The sequence below is a fragment of the Devosia sp. Leaf64 genome (genome assembly GCF_001421945.1).
GTDB lineage: Bacteria > Pseudomonadota > Alphaproteobacteria > Rhizobiales > Devosiaceae > Devosia.
The window spans coordinates 207,863-223,664 of sequence record NZ_LMLO01000024.1 but is presented as its reverse complement, the minus strand read 5'-3'; the positions used below and the strand labels follow the sequence as shown (position 1 = coordinate 223,664).

At 60.8% G+C, this 15,802-nt stretch carries 13 protein-coding genes; 8 read left to right on the top strand and 5 right to left on the bottom strand.

All coding sequences use genetic code 11. From position 1 onward, the window contains the following. Positions 1-87 precede the first annotated feature (87 nt). The 3 genes from ASE94_RS18690 to ASE94_RS18680 are packed head-to-tail and all read left to right on the top strand — an operon-like array spanning position 88 to position 3,039. Positions 88-1,419 (top strand): hypothetical protein, encoded by a 1,332-nt coding sequence (locus ASE94_RS18690; RefSeq protein WP_062631594.1) that lies wholly within the window; start codon positions 88-90, stop codon positions 1,417-1,419. Continuing rightward, positions 1,409-2,710 carry a UDP-N-acetylmuramoyl-L-alanine--D-glutamate ligase gene (gene murD / locus ASE94_RS18685; RefSeq protein ID WP_062631593.1) on the top strand — a complete coding sequence of 434 codons (1,302 nt, stop codon included), beginning with the start codon at positions 1,409-1,411 and terminating at the stop codon, positions 2,708-2,710. The genes ASE94_RS18690 and murD overlap by 11 nt, the downstream gene beginning before the upstream one ends. Then, positions 2,707-3,039: an SMR family transporter gene (locus ASE94_RS18680; protein WP_062631592.1), complete on the top strand. Its 333-nt coding sequence runs from the start codon at positions 2,707-2,709 to the stop codon at positions 3,037-3,039. Before murD ends, ASE94_RS18680 begins: the two co-directional genes overlap by 4 nt. On the opposite strand, the gene ASE94_RS18675 is transcribed toward ASE94_RS18680, so the two are convergent. Then, positions 3,040-4,782 carry a hypothetical protein gene (locus ASE94_RS18675; RefSeq protein ID WP_062631591.1) on the bottom strand — a complete coding sequence of 581 codons (1,743 nt, stop codon included), beginning with the start codon at positions 4,780-4,782 and terminating at the stop codon, positions 3,040-3,042. It lies immediately after the preceding gene. A 272-nt stretch (positions 4,783-5,054) separates the two neighbouring features. Between ASE94_RS18675 and ASE94_RS18670 the strand changes: the two genes are divergently transcribed. Next, entirely contained in the window at positions 5,055-5,501 is a 447-nt protein-coding gene (locus ASE94_RS18670) for a hypothetical protein (RefSeq protein ID WP_061910446.1), read from the top strand. Positions 5,502-5,781: 280 nt separating this feature from the next. On the opposite strand, the gene ASE94_RS18665 is transcribed toward ASE94_RS18670, so the two are convergent. Both ASE94_RS18665 and ASE94_RS18660 read right to left on the bottom strand, forming a co-directional pair. Beyond that, positions 5,782-6,282 (bottom strand): MgtC/SapB family protein, encoded by a 501-nt coding sequence (locus ASE94_RS18665; RefSeq protein ID WP_062631590.1) that lies wholly within the window; start codon positions 6,280-6,282, stop codon positions 5,782-5,784. 63 nt (positions 6,283-6,345) lie between these two features. Beyond that, entirely contained in the window at positions 6,346-7,392 is a 1,047-nt protein-coding gene (locus ASE94_RS18660) for an NAD(P)-dependent alcohol dehydrogenase (protein ID WP_062631589.1), read from the bottom strand. A 179-nt stretch (positions 7,393-7,571) separates the two neighbouring features. On the opposite strand from ASE94_RS18660, the gene ASE94_RS18655 reads away from it, so the two are divergent. Continuing rightward, positions 7,572-9,041, top strand: a complete 1,470-nt coding sequence (locus ASE94_RS18655; protein ID WP_062631588.1) for a diguanylate cyclase — start codon at positions 7,572-7,574, stop codon at positions 9,039-9,041. Between the two features lie 6 nt (positions 9,042-9,047). Here the strand turns inward: ASE94_RS18655 and ASE94_RS21065 are convergent, their stop codons facing one another. Beyond that, positions 9,048-9,209 (bottom strand): hypothetical protein, encoded by a 162-nt coding sequence (locus ASE94_RS21065; protein ID WP_156352219.1) that lies wholly within the window; start codon positions 9,207-9,209, stop codon positions 9,048-9,050. A gap of 125 nt (positions 9,210-9,334) precedes the next feature. Between ASE94_RS21065 and ade the strand changes: the two genes are divergently transcribed. The 3 genes from ade to ASE94_RS18640 are packed head-to-tail and all read left to right on the top strand — an operon-like array spanning position 9,335 to position 13,489. Further along, entirely contained in the window at positions 9,335-11,044 is a 1,710-nt protein-coding gene (ade, locus tag ASE94_RS18650; RefSeq protein WP_156352218.1) for an adenine deaminase, read from the top strand. A 4-nt stretch (positions 11,045-11,048) separates the two neighbouring features. Continuing rightward, positions 11,049-12,674, top strand: a complete 1,626-nt coding sequence (locus ASE94_RS18645; protein ID WP_062631586.1) for a CocE/NonD family hydrolase — start codon at positions 11,049-11,051, stop codon at positions 12,672-12,674. Positions 12,675-12,730: 56 nt separating this feature from the next. Beyond that, the gene (locus tag ASE94_RS18640; RefSeq protein ID WP_062631585.1) at positions 12,731-13,489 is read left to right on the top strand and encodes a DUF2470 domain-containing protein; all 759 of its coding nucleotides are present in this window, start codon (positions 12,731-12,733) and stop codon (positions 13,487-13,489) included. Positions 13,490-13,601: 112 nt separating this feature from the next. Here ASE94_RS18640 and ASE94_RS18635 read toward each other — a convergent pair whose 3' ends face one another. Next, positions 13,602-15,764 (bottom strand): malate synthase G, encoded by a 2,163-nt coding sequence (locus ASE94_RS18635; protein ID WP_062631584.1) that lies wholly within the window; start codon positions 15,762-15,764, stop codon positions 13,602-13,604. Positions 15,765-15,802: the final 38 nt, after the last annotated feature.

The window sequence follows — 15,802 nt, the reverse complement described above, 5'->3', positions numbered from 1 at the left end:
ACCTGAATACCCACATGCCCTAAAGGGCCCACTCCCACCGTGGTCACAAATCACCTATATGAGTGGCCAAAGCCGCGTGAGTTGCCCGTGACCGAATCCTTCTTCATCGACCGTCCCAGTTTTGACCATCAAAGCGGCGAAGCTCGCTTCAGCTACCGGCTGAACGATCTCAGCTTCACCGAAGTTCTGGGTCTGCCCTCCGGCGCCGATGCCGCGAAGGCGCAAACACCGGCTTTCCGCAAACTTCTCGATCTGACGGCTTTCGTCCTCGGCGTGAGCTACTTCAAACTCCGCGCACCCTTTGAAATCGCTGCGCCCGACATCAAGCTGACCGAAGCCGAAAAGGCCTTCGTCATCGATGTCTATGAAAACGGCCTCGGCGAATTCTACGCCCGCAACGATCTCGCCCGCTTTGGCCGCCTGACGCTGACGACCGCACTCGACCCCGAAACGCAGAAACCGACGGTGTCCCTGCCCGAGCGCACCCTGCTCCCAATTGGGGGCGGCAAGGACTCCCTCGTCAGCGTCGAACTGCTCAGCCATGTCGGCGTCGACTTCACGCCCTTTGCCGTCAATCCCAAGGGGCCGATCCTTACCTCGGTCGATGCCATAGGCCGCGCGCCGCTCTACGTCACGCGCACCCTCGACGCCGAAATGATTCGGCTCGGCAAAGAACCCGGCTATTACAACGGCCACGTCCCCTCGACCGCGATCAATTCCATGATCGCCTCGCTTTGCGCCCTGTTGTTCGGCTACGATCAGATCGTTCTCAGCAACGAACGCTCGGCCAGCGAAGGCAATATCGAATTCGACGGTCGCGAGACCAATCACCAATATTCGAAATCCCTTGGCTTCGAGCTGCTGATCGCCGACGTGCTCTCGAATGCCACCGGCGGCGCCCTCAAGTATTTCTCGCTGCTCCGCCCCTATTCGGAAGCCCGCATCGCCTCGCTATTCACCCAGGGCGGTCGCTTCGATTCCGTCTTTTCGAGCTGCAATCGCAATTTCCGCCTCAACGGCAACGACGGCCCGCTCTGGTGCGGCGAATGCCCAAAGTGCCACTTCGTCTTCCTGATCTTCGCGCCCTTTATGGCCAAGGACCGCTTGCTGAAAATCTTCGGCAAGAACCTCCTCGATGAGCCCGCCAACGAACATTCCTTCCGCGAACTCTCCGGCCTCACCGGCCAAAAACCCTGGGAATGTGTGGGCGAAATCCTCGAAGCCGCCGCCTGCTTTTACACCCTCACCCGCCACGCCGATTGGCATCAGGATGCCGTGGTCCGCGGCATAAAGGCGGACCTTTTCGCCCAATATGGCGAGGAGCAATTGCAGCGCGCCATGGCCGAATGCCTGACCGATAGCCACGACCACCACATCCCGCCCGCCGTTGCAGCAAAGGTGGCGGCCCATGCGGTTTGATGCCCCGGTCCTCCTCTATGGCGCCGGCCGCGAGGCCAATTCCACCCGCCAGTTTCTAAAGCGCCTGCAGCCCGATCTTTCAGTCTTCGTCACCGTCGATAGCGGCACCGCCGATATCCCTGACACCCAAGCGATCACCCCCTCAGATCTCCCGGCCGCCATCGCCGAGCGCCGCTTCGGCACCATCGTGAAAAGCCCAGGCGTCTCCCGATACAAGCCGATCTTCGAAACCGCCCGCGCAGCCGGCATCGAGATCACTTCCAACCTCAATCTCTGGGGCGCCACTTATCGCCGGGGCCGCACGGTCATCGCCATCACGGGCACCAAGGGCAAATCGACCACCGCGACCCTTGTCCACTTGATGCTCGCGCGCTCCGGCCTCGATGCTGGCCTCGCCGGCAATGTCGGCCTCGCCCCCCTCGAAATCGCTGACAAACATGCCATCGTCGTCTTCGAGCTCTCAAGTTATCAAACCGCCGACATGGCTTTCACGCCCGATGTCGCCGCGATCACCAACCTTTATCCCGAACATGTCGACTGGCACGGCTCTGTCGAGCGCTATTACGCCGACAAGCTCAATCTCGTTGATCGCGACGGCAGTTTCGCCGTCGCCCTCGGCAAGGCGGCCGCGCCCAACGCGCTGGTCGCCAAAGCCGTCCGCGACCATCGCCGCCTGGTCAAATCCCTCAGCGAAGCCGAAGCGCGCGCGCTCGAAAGCGCCGTGTCGCGATCGCGCCTGAAGGGCGCCCATAATCTCGACAATGCCCAGCTTGCCGCCGAGATCTCTCTGGCCGTCGGCGCCAGCATGGATGGCATTATCGCGGGTATCGCCGCCTTCCGCCCGCTGCCCCATCGCCTTGAAGAGCACCGCCTCGGCGATCTGACAATCGTAAACGACTCGATCTCGACTACCCCCGAAGCCACCAAAGCGGCTCTTGCCGCCTATCCAGGCCGCCGCATCGCGCTCATCGCCGGCGGCCACGAGCGCGAGCAAGATTATGCCAAGCTCGCCAGCCTCCTCGCTCTGCGCGGTGTAACAACGCTGATCACGCTCCCGGTCACAGGCACGCGCCTCGCCAGCGCGACCCGGAAGATCGCGCCCAACATCAGCGTAACCGAAACGGAAAACCTCGAAAGCGGCATCGCCACGCTAGCGACCCAGCGCGATCGCTTCGATACGGTCATTCTGTCCCCCGGCGCCCCGTCCTATAATCAGTTCAAGAATTTCGAAGAACGCGGCACGCGCTTCGTCGAACTCTGCAAGACGACTTTTGCGGACCCCGCATCATGAATGGCGCCGCCTATCTCGCGATAGCCATTGTCGGCGAAGTCATCGCGACCTCCTTCCTCCGCGCCTCCATGGGTTTCACCCAACTCGTTCCCTCGATTGTTGTCGTCGTGGGCTATTGCATCACCTTCTACTTTTTCTCGCTGGCGCTGCAGACCATTCCCGTTGGCATCGGCTACGCCATCTGGTCCGGTGTCGGCATCATCCTCGTCTCGATCATCGCCTATTTCGCCTATGGCCAATCGCTCGATCTGCCTGCTCTGATCGGCATCGGCCTGATCCTCTCCGGCGTCCTCGTGATCAACCTCTTCAGCCACTCGAGCGGCCACTGATCAGAACGCGGTCACCAGCGACATTTGCGGCACGCCCGCTTCGGCCAGGCCCATCCGGATTCGATCGAGCAAAGCCGTGTCGGTGATCCGCCGACGCAATTGGGTAATGATGCCCCCCGCCCGGAACGACGGCACCTCCAAAACCCGCGGCAATTCCCTGGCCACTTGCTCCTCGTCGCCCTGACCTTGAGCGGCCAAGATCGCCAATATCGGCCCCACTTCCCGATCCGCCCGCGCATAGGTGTCGGCAAACTGCTCGGCTTGCGAGAAATCGCCGGTTTCCAATGCCGCAAGCGCTGGCACTCCATAATACCAATCTGGAATTGTCATCGGCCCGGACAGCGATCTTTCGGCAAGTGGCTCAGCCTGATCGAGCCGGCCAATAAACGCCAGATGCCGCGCATGCGCCGCCACCGCATCGAGATTGGCCGGGTTGGTCTGTAAAGCCGTGCCATAGGCAGCTTCTGCCAAGGCGTGTTCCGCCATGGCCTCATAAAGCCGTGCGCGCTGTTCCCAGACGAAACTGCTGGTCGGCAGCGCCTGCACGGCCTGCACCAACATATCGCCGGCCTCGCGATATCGGCCAAGCCGAGCTGCTGGAGTAACATCGCGATTGCCCGGGGCTTCCGCAATGATGCTCGCCACCGCCGCCAGAGCGATGCCGTTGTTCTGATCCTGTTCGGGCAAGGCTGCGTAACACGCCTGCGTCCGATCAGCCGCCGCCGCTGTCATGGTCTCGCGGTAAATGCTGAACATGATCCGGCAAACATAGGGGCTTTCGCCACCGGTCGGCGCGCCTTGCATCAGAAGATGTCGCGCCCGCGCATGAAGCGGGCCGCGCGCACTACCCAGGACCGACGTGATGTCGATGGAAAGCGCCTCGATCCGATTCGTGTCCGCAAGCTGGGAGCCGCTGACCACCATTGTACGATTCCAGATGACATTATTGGTCGCGACCTCGGTAACGAGCACGCTGTACTGGTAATTTACCTGGGTTGCTGGATCACGGCGCACGATTCCCGTCAGCGTATAGCCGTCCTTGGGCAGGCCCTGCCCGCCGATCTCCCCGCGCCCGCCATAATCCACATTGAGGAAATTGAGCGTCTGCATGCGATCGACGAGATCGACCGCCAGTCCCGCCACCGCGGCGGTAATCGTCGGGTCATCCGTCAGGTTCTGAAATTCCATGATGCGGATGCTGGGCTGCTGAATCGCCCCGTTGCGCGCGACCTGCTGGTCTTGCCGCGGCCCCCAGGTCGAAAGCGAGTAGGCAAGCGCTGCGGCGCCGATCGCAATGACCAGCAGAACGAGCCAGGAAACCGTGACATGTCCACGCCGCGATGCAGGTGGCGTCAGGTCGGGCTCGCTGCCCTCTTCATCCACGACACCTGCTGGCTCAACCACATGCTCAATAAAATCAGGCACATATCGTCCAACTGGCAACACGATACGAACCGTATCCTCTGCTCCCGGTCCTGCATAATATTGGTCGAAAAGCTGCCGCATCCGCCGCGCCTGCACGCGTACGATGGGATCGCTCTGCGGGTCGAAATCGGCTGAGCGGCCAAAGACATCGACGGCGATCGAATAGGCTTTGATGGATTGAATATCGTCATCGAGTCGATGTCTGACGATATAATCAAGGAAGCGGACGATCTGCGGCGACCGCGCCATATCGGGCCAAGCCGATAGCCGATCGAGTGCCGCAAGCACTTCTTCCCTCGTGACGCCGTCCTCGGCCATTTTACCCCCCCCTGGACGTTAATAGTGCCGCGTTACATGTAAAAAGCAAGCGCTACTTACCTGCACTTTACCCGGTGTTGCCTAGCGGCGCAGCGTCGACCCAGACATATGCCGGATGTCGGTGCAGTTCTCCCGGCTTGTTCCCTGTGGCTCTCGCCCCTGGAACGCGTTACGACCACCACAGTAGTGATTTCTAAACGGCATACAGCGCGGCGCTTCATGCCTGTCCAAGAGTAGCTTTGCCCGGAGCGGCGCCGGGCAAGAGGTAGCGTGTGTCCCTTTCAATCAAGCATTCACCCTTCATTGGGCTGATCGATGACGACTGCCATTCGGCACGTCTCTTCATGCGGATGCTTGCTGAAAACGGCGGCCCTGCAGTTTGTCACTTCGGCGATGGCGCAATCGGCCTTCAGGGTCTAACCCGCGTTTTGGAAGATCCTCTGGCGCAATGGCCGGATTTTCTGGTCATCGACCTGAAGGATCATAGCAGGGCGACCTTGGAATTTGTTCGTAGCCACCACGGCTGGCTTCGCCAAAAAGGCGTCGACATCGTGGTGATGGTCCCCCCGACAGATCGGGCGGGCCGATCCAGTTACCTTGAAGCCGGCGCGGCAGCCGTCTTCTTTCGCCAGCCCGAACTCGACGCCTATCGTTGGGAGCTTGATGGCATAGCGGAATTCTGGGTGCGCAATGAGCGCCTGGACGCCGTTGGCATGTAACTCCTGCGTCCACAGGTTACATGCCTCGACGGGAAGCAGAGCGGCCGGGCTGACTATCGCCCGGTATTTCCCAAGCCCTGCTTCCCGTCCTCGAATACGGGCGTCGATCTGCACCATCGACGTCTGGACGCCGGTTCAGCTCCAAGTGAACTGGCGAGGGGGCACGGTTGCGATACCTCCCGATCGCAACCGTACGGGGGGAGAAGTATCCGCCGGCAGCACATTGTCCCTCAATGCTGCCTGGCGACTAATATGCTTCTCCCCGCGGCCCGTCAGCGATTCAGATATCGCCAGGCAAAACCGGTCCATCCTTCTTGACCATCTGGTGGGACACGGCCCGCAGCGCGGCCAATACGATGACCGCCAACAGCGTTGTCCCCGCAGCAATCGTGTAAAAGCCAAGCGCGCAGGCGACGCCCACAGCCCCAGCAAGCCACATCCCTGCCCCCGTCGTCAGGCCCTGCACGGTGCCGCCTGATCGGAAAATGGCCCCAGCGCCCAGAAAGGCTATCCCGGCCGTAACGGCTTCGACCGCACGAATGGGATCGGCCTGCGTTCCCTCTCCCGTGCCGATGGTGTGGAAAATCTCGAACGCCAAGATGGTGAAGAGCGCGGCTGCCACCGACACCAGGATATGTGTCCTCAGCCCGGCCTCGGCCGTCCTGATCTGCCGCTCGAAGCCGATCACCGCGCCGCAGATCGACGCGATGATCAGCCTGATCGCAATAATATGCTCGGGGAGATAAGTGTCTGTCAGCCCGAAGCTATTACCGGTATCCATGCCCGCAATGTCCGAAAGTGACGCTTAGGTGACAATCTGCCGGACTTTGTTTGGTTCCGAAACCTAGCGCTCGAAGCGGATCTGCAGTTTGACATCGTCCGGGCGTGCTTCCACTGCCCGGTCGAATGCCGCCTTGGAAGCTTCGAAGGCAAACGTTTCGGAAATGAGCGGCTTGAGGTCCACCTTGCCCGAGGCAATCAGCGCGATGGCGCGGTCATATTGATGGGCATAGCGGAAGACATTTTCGATCCGCAATTCCTTTGTCGAGGCGCCGGCAATGTCGACCTTGACCGGCTCGACAGGCAAACCGACGACGACGATCGCGCCGCCCGGCCGCGGCAGGTCCATGATCGTTTCCCAAGCCTTGGGCGATCCTGAGCATTCGAAGACAACGTCCGCGCCCCATCCATCGGTGATCTCGCTGACCTTCTCGGCGATATTGGCGTTGCGGATATTGACCGGAATGATCCCCTGATACTGCGCCGCGATATCAAGCTTTGGCTGCGCCAGATCGGCAATGATCACGCGGGCACACCCACCTGCCAATGCCGCCAATGCCACCATCGTGCCGATTGGTCCCGCGCCAAGAACGACCGCGGTATCTCCGGGCGTGATCTTGGCCTTGGCCGCCGCCTGCATGCCGACTGCGAATGGTTCAACCATCGCGCCTTCGGCAAAACTGACATTGTCCGGCAGTTTGAACGTGTAATTTGCAGGATGCACGACTTCAGCCGTCAGTACGCCGTGGATTGGCGGGGTCGCCCAGAAGCGGACAGCGGGATCGACATTATACATGCCCAGCCGGCTCGCCCGCGAATTGGCGTCAGGAATGCCAGGCTCCATGCAGACGCGATCGCCCACCTTGAGGTGATCGACGCCCTGCCCGACCTCGACCACTGTCCCCGATGCCTCATGGCCGAGAACCATCGGCTCATTGACGACAAAAGGCCCGATCCGGCCATGCGTATAATAGTGCACGTCCGACCCGCAAACCCCGACCGTATGGATCGCGATCCGCACCATGCCCGGACCAACCTTGAGCGGCATGTCGATATCGCGCAGGGCGAGTTCGTGTTGACGTTCAAGCACCAGTGCACGGACCATAGCCATGGATCATCCTCCTCTATTCCCAGACAGATTTACTTGATCACTCGGGCGAGGAACAGACCGCAAACTTCTCCCAGGCGTCGCGGAAACCGTTGATTAACGCAAGTTACAATCTCTGATCACGATTCATCCTCCACTCATCGTCCTCACATAGATTTCTCAGTGCCTGACTGGAGCGCGCTATGTCGGTCAAAGACCGTTCGCATTTTTCGACCCGCTTTCTGTTGCTGCTGTTTGCGGTCGCGGTGATTGCGCTCGTCGGTCTCGGCAGCTTTCTGGTCTGGTCCGCCCAGCGGATCGATGCGGATGCCTATGGGCATGAAAGTGAACTGCTGAAACGCGGAATTGCTGAACTCGCGGTCAATATGAAAACCGCGCAGCAAGATATTGCCGTCTGGGATGAAGCCGTGTCTGCCTATGAACGCGGAGACAGCGCCTGGCTTGCCGAAAACCTCGGCAATTACGCCTATCAGACCTATGGCCACAACCGCCTTTACCTCGTCGATTCCGAGCATAACCCCGTCATGGCGGTGCACGAAGGCGGTCATGTCGCGCCAGAAACCTCCGTCGATACCATCGATCGGCTGAAGCCCCTCCTCCAGCAGTTGCGCACCCTCGACGTTCAGGCCGCCATTTCCGCCTTCAACGAGGGCAATACCGAAACGCCGCCCAACATCGTTGAATTCACCCTGGTCGACGGTCACCCGGCCTTGGTCGGCGCCATGCCTCTCCTGTCGTTGAGCGGCTCCAATCCATCCGAACTGGGGTCCGAAGCCATCTTCATCTCCGTCGTGCTGCTCGATGCCGAAATGGCGAACTACATGGGGACGGAATATCTCGTCGACAACCCGGCCTTCACCCTCGAAAAACCGGCAGGCACCACTGCCGTTCCCGTCGTCGACGGTTCAGGCCAGACGATCGCCTGGCTCGATTGGAATGCCTCCCGTCCGGGCTCTCATCTGATCAGCGACACTCTTCCCGCGCTCGTCGCCGGGGTGCTGATCATGGCGCTGATCATCGTGCAGCTCCTGCGCAGCCTGCGTCGCGTCCTCAAACAACTGCAGGCCGAACGCGAAGAAGCCCACGAACGCGCCCTGCGCGATCCGCTGACCGGCCTCGGCAATCGCAGCATGTTCCGCGCCACGCTCGAAAGCTGCTTTGCCCCGCCGAACGACAATCAGCCCCGTCTAGCGCTTCTTGCCCTTGATCTCGATCACTTCAAGGAGGTGAACGACAGCATGGGCCACGCAGCAGGCGACGAATTGCTCACCCTCGTCGCCCGACGCCTCGCACCCTTGCTGTCGCCCAACGATACCCTCATCCGGCTAGGCGGCGACGAATTCGCCGTGATCCAGCCGGGCATTTTCAGCCATGACGAGCCGATCGAGCTTGCAAAAAAGATCGTCGCTGAATTGTCCAAGCCCATGGAACTGTCCAGCGGCTCGGCAACCATCGGAGTCAGCGTCGGCATCGCGACGGCCTGGGATGTCGCCAAAAATGCGGAAGATCTGGAGCGCTTCGCCGATGATGCGCTGTATCGCGCCAAAAACAGCGGCCGCAACCGCTACTGCCTATACGGCCCCACGGAAATCAACGAGCCATCACGGCAGCAAAATGAATTGCGCGGCGCCTTCAGCACGCGCCGCGCCTGAAATGCCTCAGGTGGTCGGCGCAGGCATCATCATGTTGTAGATGATGAGAATAACCGCAAAAGCAATCACCACGCCGATAAGAGACACAACCAGCACGCGCATGTTCATCTTGCGCGGGCTTGCCTGCCGAACCTCGGTGGCGTTCTTGTTCGGATCGTAGGTTTCCATGCGTCAGCTCCCGAATGTGTTGATGATTCCAACGTCTTGCGCACATCAGGGTTCCTTTTGAGAGGGCTTGACGCAGCGCGCCGCCCGACCGACCCTCCCATATGACCACAAGAGAGCCTTTGCCGATGACCTCCCCTGCCCTCGTGACCCGCATGATCATGGCTGGACAGGGCAAGGAACCGGCCGACCTCGTCATTCGCAATGTCGGCATGATTGACGTCATCACCGGTGCGGTCACCGTCACGGATATCGCCGTCGTCGCCGACCGCATCGTCGGCACCCATGCCCGCTACGAAGGCAAGACCGAGATCGACGGCACCGGCCGCTTCGCCGTCCCCGGCTTTATCGATACCCATCTCCACATCGAATCCTCGCTCGTCACCCCGCTCGAATTCGACCGCTGCGTCCTCCCCCACGGCGTCACCACCGCCCTCTGTGATCCCCACGAAATCGCCAATGTTCTCGGCGCCGAAGGCATCCGATATTTCCTCGATAGCGCTGAGCGCACTGTCATGGATGTGCGGGTAAACCTTTCCTCTTGCGTGCCCGCCACTCCTTTCGAAACCGCCGGCGCCCAGCTCGAAATCGAAGACCTGCTGCCCTTCCGCAGTCACCCCAAGGCCCTTGGCCTCGCCGAGATGATGAATTTCCCCGGCGTCCTCAACGCCGATCCCGGGATTCTCGCTAAACTCGTTGCCTATCAGGACGGTCACATCGACGGCCACGCCCCCCTCCTCCTCGGCCAGGCGCTCAATGGCTATCTCGCGGCCGGCATTCGCACCGACCACGAAGCGACAAGCGCTGCGGAAGCGCGTGAAAAGCTCGCCAAAGGCATGGCGATCTTGATCCGCGAAGGCTCAGTCTCGAAGGACCTGAAAGCCCTCGCCGAAATCCTCGACGAAAACACCTCGAGCTTCGTCGCGCTCTGCACCGACGATCGCAATCCTCTCGACATCGAAGAAGAGGGGCACCTCGACAGTTCCATCCGCCGCCTGATCGCCATGGGACGCCCCCTTCACCATGTCTATCGCGCCGCAAGCCACTCGGCTGCGCGCATCTTCGGTCTCCGCGATCGCGGCCTCCTCGGCTCGGGCTGGCGCGCGGACATCGTCCTCGTCGATAGCCTAGAAGACTGCCGCGTGTCCGACGTCATCGCTGCCGGACGCCATGTCACGCCTGCCCTCTTCGACACGCGCAGCCATGTGGAGCCGGTTGGCCTCCTCTCCGTCAAAGCCAAGCCTGTTGCCGCCGAGACGTTCATCACCGAGGCCAAGCCCGGCCAAAATCGCGTACCGGTTATCGGCGTCAAACCCGGTCTCATCCTGACCTTCCGCGAGGAAGCGACACTCGCCACCACAGAAACCGGCCTCCAGCCCGATCTTGCCGCCGATGTCATCAAGGTCGCCGTCGTCGAGCGCCATGGCAAAAATGGCAATATCGGCCGCGCCTTCGTCACTGGCTTTGGCCTCAAGCGCGGCGCCATCGCCTCGTCAGTCGGCCACGATAGCCACAACATCACCGTCGTCGGCGCCACCGACAAAGATATGGCGGTTGCAGTCAATCGGTTGATCGAGCTGCGTGGCGGCTTCGTCGTCGCCGATGGTGGCAAGGTCACGGCCGAACTTGCCCTGCCGATTGCCGGCCTCATGAGCCTCAAAACCTTTGAAGATGTTGCGCACGATCTCCATATCCTCCGCGATGCGGCCAAGGATTTGGGCTGTGTCCTGCCCGAACCCTTCCTTCAGGTTTCGTTCCTCGCGCTGCCAGTCATCCCGCATCTCAAGATGACCGACCGCGGGCTATTCGATGTCGACAAGTTCGACTTCGTGAGCTGAGCCCATGAGCCTCTCTTCACTCTATTTGGCCTGGCTGGAAGATCTTCCGCCACGGCTCAATGGAGTAAAGAAAACGCGCGGCATTTCCGTGCCGATGGACGATGGCGTCCTCCTCAAGACAGACCATTACGCTCCCCGCGCCGATGGCCCGCACCCGACAATCCTCATGCGGCTCCCTTATGGCCGTCGCGGCTTTGGCGCCATTTGCGAGGCCTATGCCGAACGCGGTTTCCATGTGGTCATCCAGGCCTGCCGCGGCACCGAGCTTTCCGGTGGCGATTTCGACCCCTTCGCCAATGAACGCGCCGATGGTCTTGCGACACTCAAGTGGCTCGAGCAACAGCCCTGGTACGACGGCCGCATAGGCCTCACAGGTCCATCTTATCTCGGCTATGCGCAGTGGGCTATTTCCGACGCTCTTCCGCCCATTTCAGCCATGGCCACCAAGGTCACCACCTCCAATTTCCAGCCCGTCGTCTTTCCCTCTGGCGCTTTCCACCTCAATCTCTGGTTGTCCTGGGTGCAGGTCATCGAGGGTCTGCGGACCAATCCACTGGCAACTGCGGCTCGCATGTTCTCCGGTGACATCGAGCGCCGCACCGAGCGCGCTGCGAGCGTCCTGCCCCTGATCGACGCCGATATTGCTGCCGTGGGCCACCAGATCCCATTTTGGCGCTATTGGTTCGACCATGCCATTGGCAATGCCGGCTTCTGGAAAGAGATCGACCACAGCCACCGCCTATCCAAATCGACACCACCGGTCCATTTCATCTCCGGCTGGTACGACTTCATGGTCGATCCACTCTTGGCCGACTATCAGCGCCTCGTCGAACTCGGCCACACGCCATTTCTGACGGTCGGCACCTGGTTCCACATCGCCGAAGAACTGCAACGCGACAACCTCCGCGAAACGCTGATCTGGATGCGCTCCAAGCTTCTCGGCGATGCCTCTGGTCTTCGCAAAAATCCTGTCCGGCTTCACATCTCAGGTGAAAATGCCTGGCACGAGTTCGACCGCTATCCACCAGGTCCGCCGACCCCAGTCACTTACGCAATCGCGTCGGACAAGCGCCTTCTGGAGCGCCCAGAACCGTCAGCCGGTAGCGACAGCTATCGCTACGATCCCAACGACCCAACGCCCAATATTGGCGGCGCAATCTTTGCTTTTACCGGCGCCGGATCAGTCGACAATGCCCCTCTTGAAGCGCGCAGCGATGTCCTCGTCTATACAGGCCCGGTTTTGCTCCAGAAGCTGACAGTGATCGGCCAATGCCAGGTCAACCTCAGCATCAAGGCCGAGCATCCCAATGTCGATCTTTTCGTCCGCCTGAACGATGTCGGGCCCGATGGCATCTCGCGCAACATCTGCGACGGTCTCCTCCACATCACCCCGGACGGTTCATCCCATCCGGGAGGCGCACCCAAGCTGCACCTGAAATTGCATGCCACCGCGCACACGTTCCTCCCCGGCCATCGCCTGCGCCTTCTCATCGCCTCGGGCGCCCACCCGCGCTACGCCCGCAATCCCGGCACCGGTGAGCCGATAAATACCTCGGTCAATCTGGTCGCTAACACGGTGGAGGTTTTCCATGATGGCACCAATATCATCCTCCCGACCCATATAATCTGACATTGACGATCATCATTTCCTGACATAGTTCCGGCATCAACTTCGAGGGACATGTCATGGAAGAAAAAACACTGCTCCAGCCGACCGATGCCGCAGCATCGCGCCAGGCTAAGGACTTGATCCGAACCGCGCGCCACGGCGCGCTCGCAACGCTAGATCCGGCAAACGGCGCGCCGCAAGTGACGCGGGTCGGTGTCTCGACCGATTTTGACGGGGCTCCTGTACTTTTGATTTCGGGCCTCGCCGCTCATTTTCCCGCGCTCAAAGCCGATGGCCGCTGTTCGCTCCTTCTCGGCGAGCCGGGCAAAGGCGATCCCCTCGCCTATCCACGAATCTCCATTGCCGCCAATGCGACGATCCTCGACCGAGAAGCACCCGATAGCCTCCGCATCGCTGCGCGCTATCTGGCCCACCAGCCCAAGGCAAAGCTCTATGCCGACCTCGGCGACTTCCGCTTCGTGCGGCTCGACCCCATATCCGCCAGCTTCAATGCGGGCTTCGGCAAAGCCTATGCGCTGACCTCGGCCGATCTACTTTCCAATGCCGACCCGGCCTTGGCCGCTGCCGAGGCGCACGCCCTCGAACACATGAACGAAGACCACGCCGACGCGGTCGATCTCTACGCTCAACACTACGCCAAAGCCCCCAGCGGCAAATGGCTTCTCGCCGGCGTCGACGCAGAAGGCATCGACATCGCCCACGGCGACGACATCCGCCGCATCTGGTTCGAAAAGCCCATCAGCGTTCCGCAAGACATGCACATGGTTCTGGTGCAGATGGCGAAGGCGGCACGCTTGGCGTTGATGGAAGTCTAGGCCACTACCCATTAACCGTAGTCATTGCCGGGCTTGTCCCGGCAATCCATCTCACCTCCGCATGGACCACCGGGACAAGCCCGGTGGTGACGACGAATGAGGGGATGCGACCCTACTTCCCGTCCCGCGCCTTGACCTTGCGCCGCGCCGCATGCAGCAGCGGTTCCGTATACCCGCTCGGCTGATCCGCCCCCTTCAGCGCCAAATCCAGCGCCGCCTGAAACGCGACAGACTGGTAGTTCTCCGCCATCGGCCGATAGATCGGATCGCCCTCGTTCTGGCTATCGACCACCTTGGCCATGCGCTCGAAGACCGAGGTCACCTCATCGCGGCTCACCAGACCATGCCGCAGCCAGTTCGCCACCGCCTGGGAAGAGATACGGCAAGTCGCACGATCTTCCATCAGCCCGACATTGTTGATGTCCGGCACCTTTGAGCAGCCAACACCCTGCTGCACCCAACGTACCACATAGCCCAAAATGCCCTGAGCATTGTTCTCAAGCTCACGCGTGATCTCTTCGCGGCTCAACGAATAGGGCACCTGTGCCGGCATCGAGAAGAGGTCCGACAGTCCCGGCACTGCTTGATTATGCCGACGGCTCTGCGCCTCGAACACGTTGACCTGGTGATAGTGCAGCGCATGCAGCGTTGCCGCCGTCGGCGATGGCACCCATGCCGTATTGGCGCCAGCGTTTGGATGCCCGATCTTGGCATTCATCATCGCCGCCATATCATCCGGCCGGGCCCACATGCCCTTGCCGATCTGCGCGCGACCCGAAAAGCCGCAAGCCAGCCCGATCAGCACATTGCGATCTTCATAAGAGCTGATCCAGCGCTCGGACTTGATCTCGTCCTTGCGCAGCACCGCGCCTGCTTCCATCGACGTATGGATCTCGTCACCGGTCCGATCGAGGAAGCCGGTATTGATAAAGAACACACGGCTCCGCGCCTCATAGATCGCGGCCTTGAGGTTAGCCGAAGTCCGGCGCTCCTCATCCATGATACCGATCTTGATCGTGTTCGACTTGAGCCCCACGAAACCCTCGACCGACGCGAAAATCGCGCAGGCAAAGGCCACTTCTTCCGGCCCATGCATCTTGGGCTTCACGACATATATCGACCCGGTCCGCGAATTGTTGCCCTTGTCGTGCAACGCGCAAAGCGCCGTCACCGCAGCATCCATCAGCCCTTCGCCGATCGGCTTGCCATCCAGCAGCACCGCGTCGGTCGTCATCAGATGCCCGACATTGCGCACCAGCAGCAGCGAGCGCCCCTTGAGCACCAGTGGCTGGCCATTGGTGTCCTTATAGGTCCGGTCTGCCTTGAGCTTACGCGTGACGGACTGCCCGCCCTTCTCGAACGTGTCTTCGAGCGTGCCATCCATCAGGCCGAGCCAGTTGCGATAGACGCCGACCTTATCCTCCGCATCGACGGCAGCGACCGAATCCTCGCAATCCTGAATCGTCGTTAGCGCCGCCTCGACCACGACATCGGCAAGACCAGCCTTATGCGTCGATCCGATCTGGCTCTTTGGATCGATGACGAGGATCACGTGCAGCCCGTTATGCCGGAGCACGATCTCGCCCTGATCCTCGGTACCACCATAGCCGACAAAGCCGGATGGGTCGCGAAGCCCCGTGCGCCCCGCCGCCGTATCGACTTGCAGGTGTCGCTGGCCCTCAACGTTAACGAGATGGTACCCGATCACATCCGAATGGCTGCCTGTTGCCAGCGGAAAACTCTCGTCCAGAAACTGCGCCGCCCGCGCCACGACAGCAGCCCCGCGCTCCGCATTATACCCCTTGCTCGGCGCCAAATCGCCATCGCGGGATATGACGTCGGTGCCATAAAGCGCATCATAAAGGCTGCCCCAACGCGCATTTGCGGCATTGAGCGCATAGCGCGCATTGGACACGGGAACAACCAGCTGCGGCCCGCAAAGGCTCGATATTTCAGGATCGAGATTGTCCGTCTCAATCGTAAAATCCTGAGGCTCTGGAACGACATAGCCAATTTCGCGCAGAAAGAACTCATAGCCCTGCGGATTGTTGGCGACCGGCCCATATTTGTGGTGCCATTCGTCGATCTGGCTCTGCAGCTCATCCCGCTTGGCCAAAAGCAGAGCATTGGTCGGCGCATGCTCGCGCACCAGAGCAGTCAACCCATCCCAAAACTGATCGGCCGATACGCCAAGCCCGGCAAGCGCCTCTTTCTCGACGAAATCCACCAGCAAAGGATGGACGGACAAGCCGGATTTCGTCAGGTAGTCGCTCATGCCTGGAACCTCTCGATAACAGTTTGGCGACAGCTTTA

Coding starts and splice junctions, on each gene's coding strand:
- ASE94_RS18655 (WP_062631588.1), top strand. CDS start 7,572: ATGTCGGTCAAAGACCGTTCGCATTTTTCGACCCGCTTTCTGTTGCTG.
- ASE94_RS18660 (WP_062631589.1), bottom strand. CDS start 7,392: ATGGCTATGGTCCGTGCACTGGTGCTTGAACGTCAACACGAACTCGCC.
- ASE94_RS18640 (WP_062631585.1), top strand. CDS start 12,731: ATGGAAGAAAAAACACTGCTCCAGCCGACCGATGCCGCAGCATCGCGC.
- murD (WP_062631593.1), top strand. CDS start 1,409: ATGCGGTTTGATGCCCCGGTCCTCCTCTATGGCGCCGGCCGCGAGGCC.
- ASE94_RS18635 (WP_062631584.1), bottom strand. CDS start 15,764: ATGAGCGACTACCTGACGAAATCCGGCTTGTCCGTCCATCCTTTGCTG.
- ade (WP_156352218.1), top strand. CDS start 9,335: ATGACCTCCCCTGCCCTCGTGACCCGCATGATCATGGCTGGACAGGGC.
- ASE94_RS21065 (WP_156352219.1), bottom strand. CDS start 9,209: ATGGAAACCTACGATCCGAACAAGAACGCCACCGAGGTTCGGCAGGCA.
- ASE94_RS18680 (WP_062631592.1), top strand. CDS start 2,707: ATGAATGGCGCCGCCTATCTCGCGATAGCCATTGTCGGCGAAGTCATC.
- ASE94_RS18645 (WP_062631586.1), top strand. CDS start 11,049: ATGAGCCTCTCTTCACTCTATTTGGCCTGGCTGGAAGATCTTCCGCCA.
- ASE94_RS18675 (WP_062631591.1), bottom strand. CDS start 4,782: ATGGCCGAGGACGGCGTCACGAGGGAAGAAGTGCTTGCGGCACTCGAT.
- ASE94_RS18665 (WP_062631590.1), bottom strand. CDS start 6,282: ATGGATACCGGTAATAGCTTCGGGCTGACAGACACTTATCTCCCCGAG.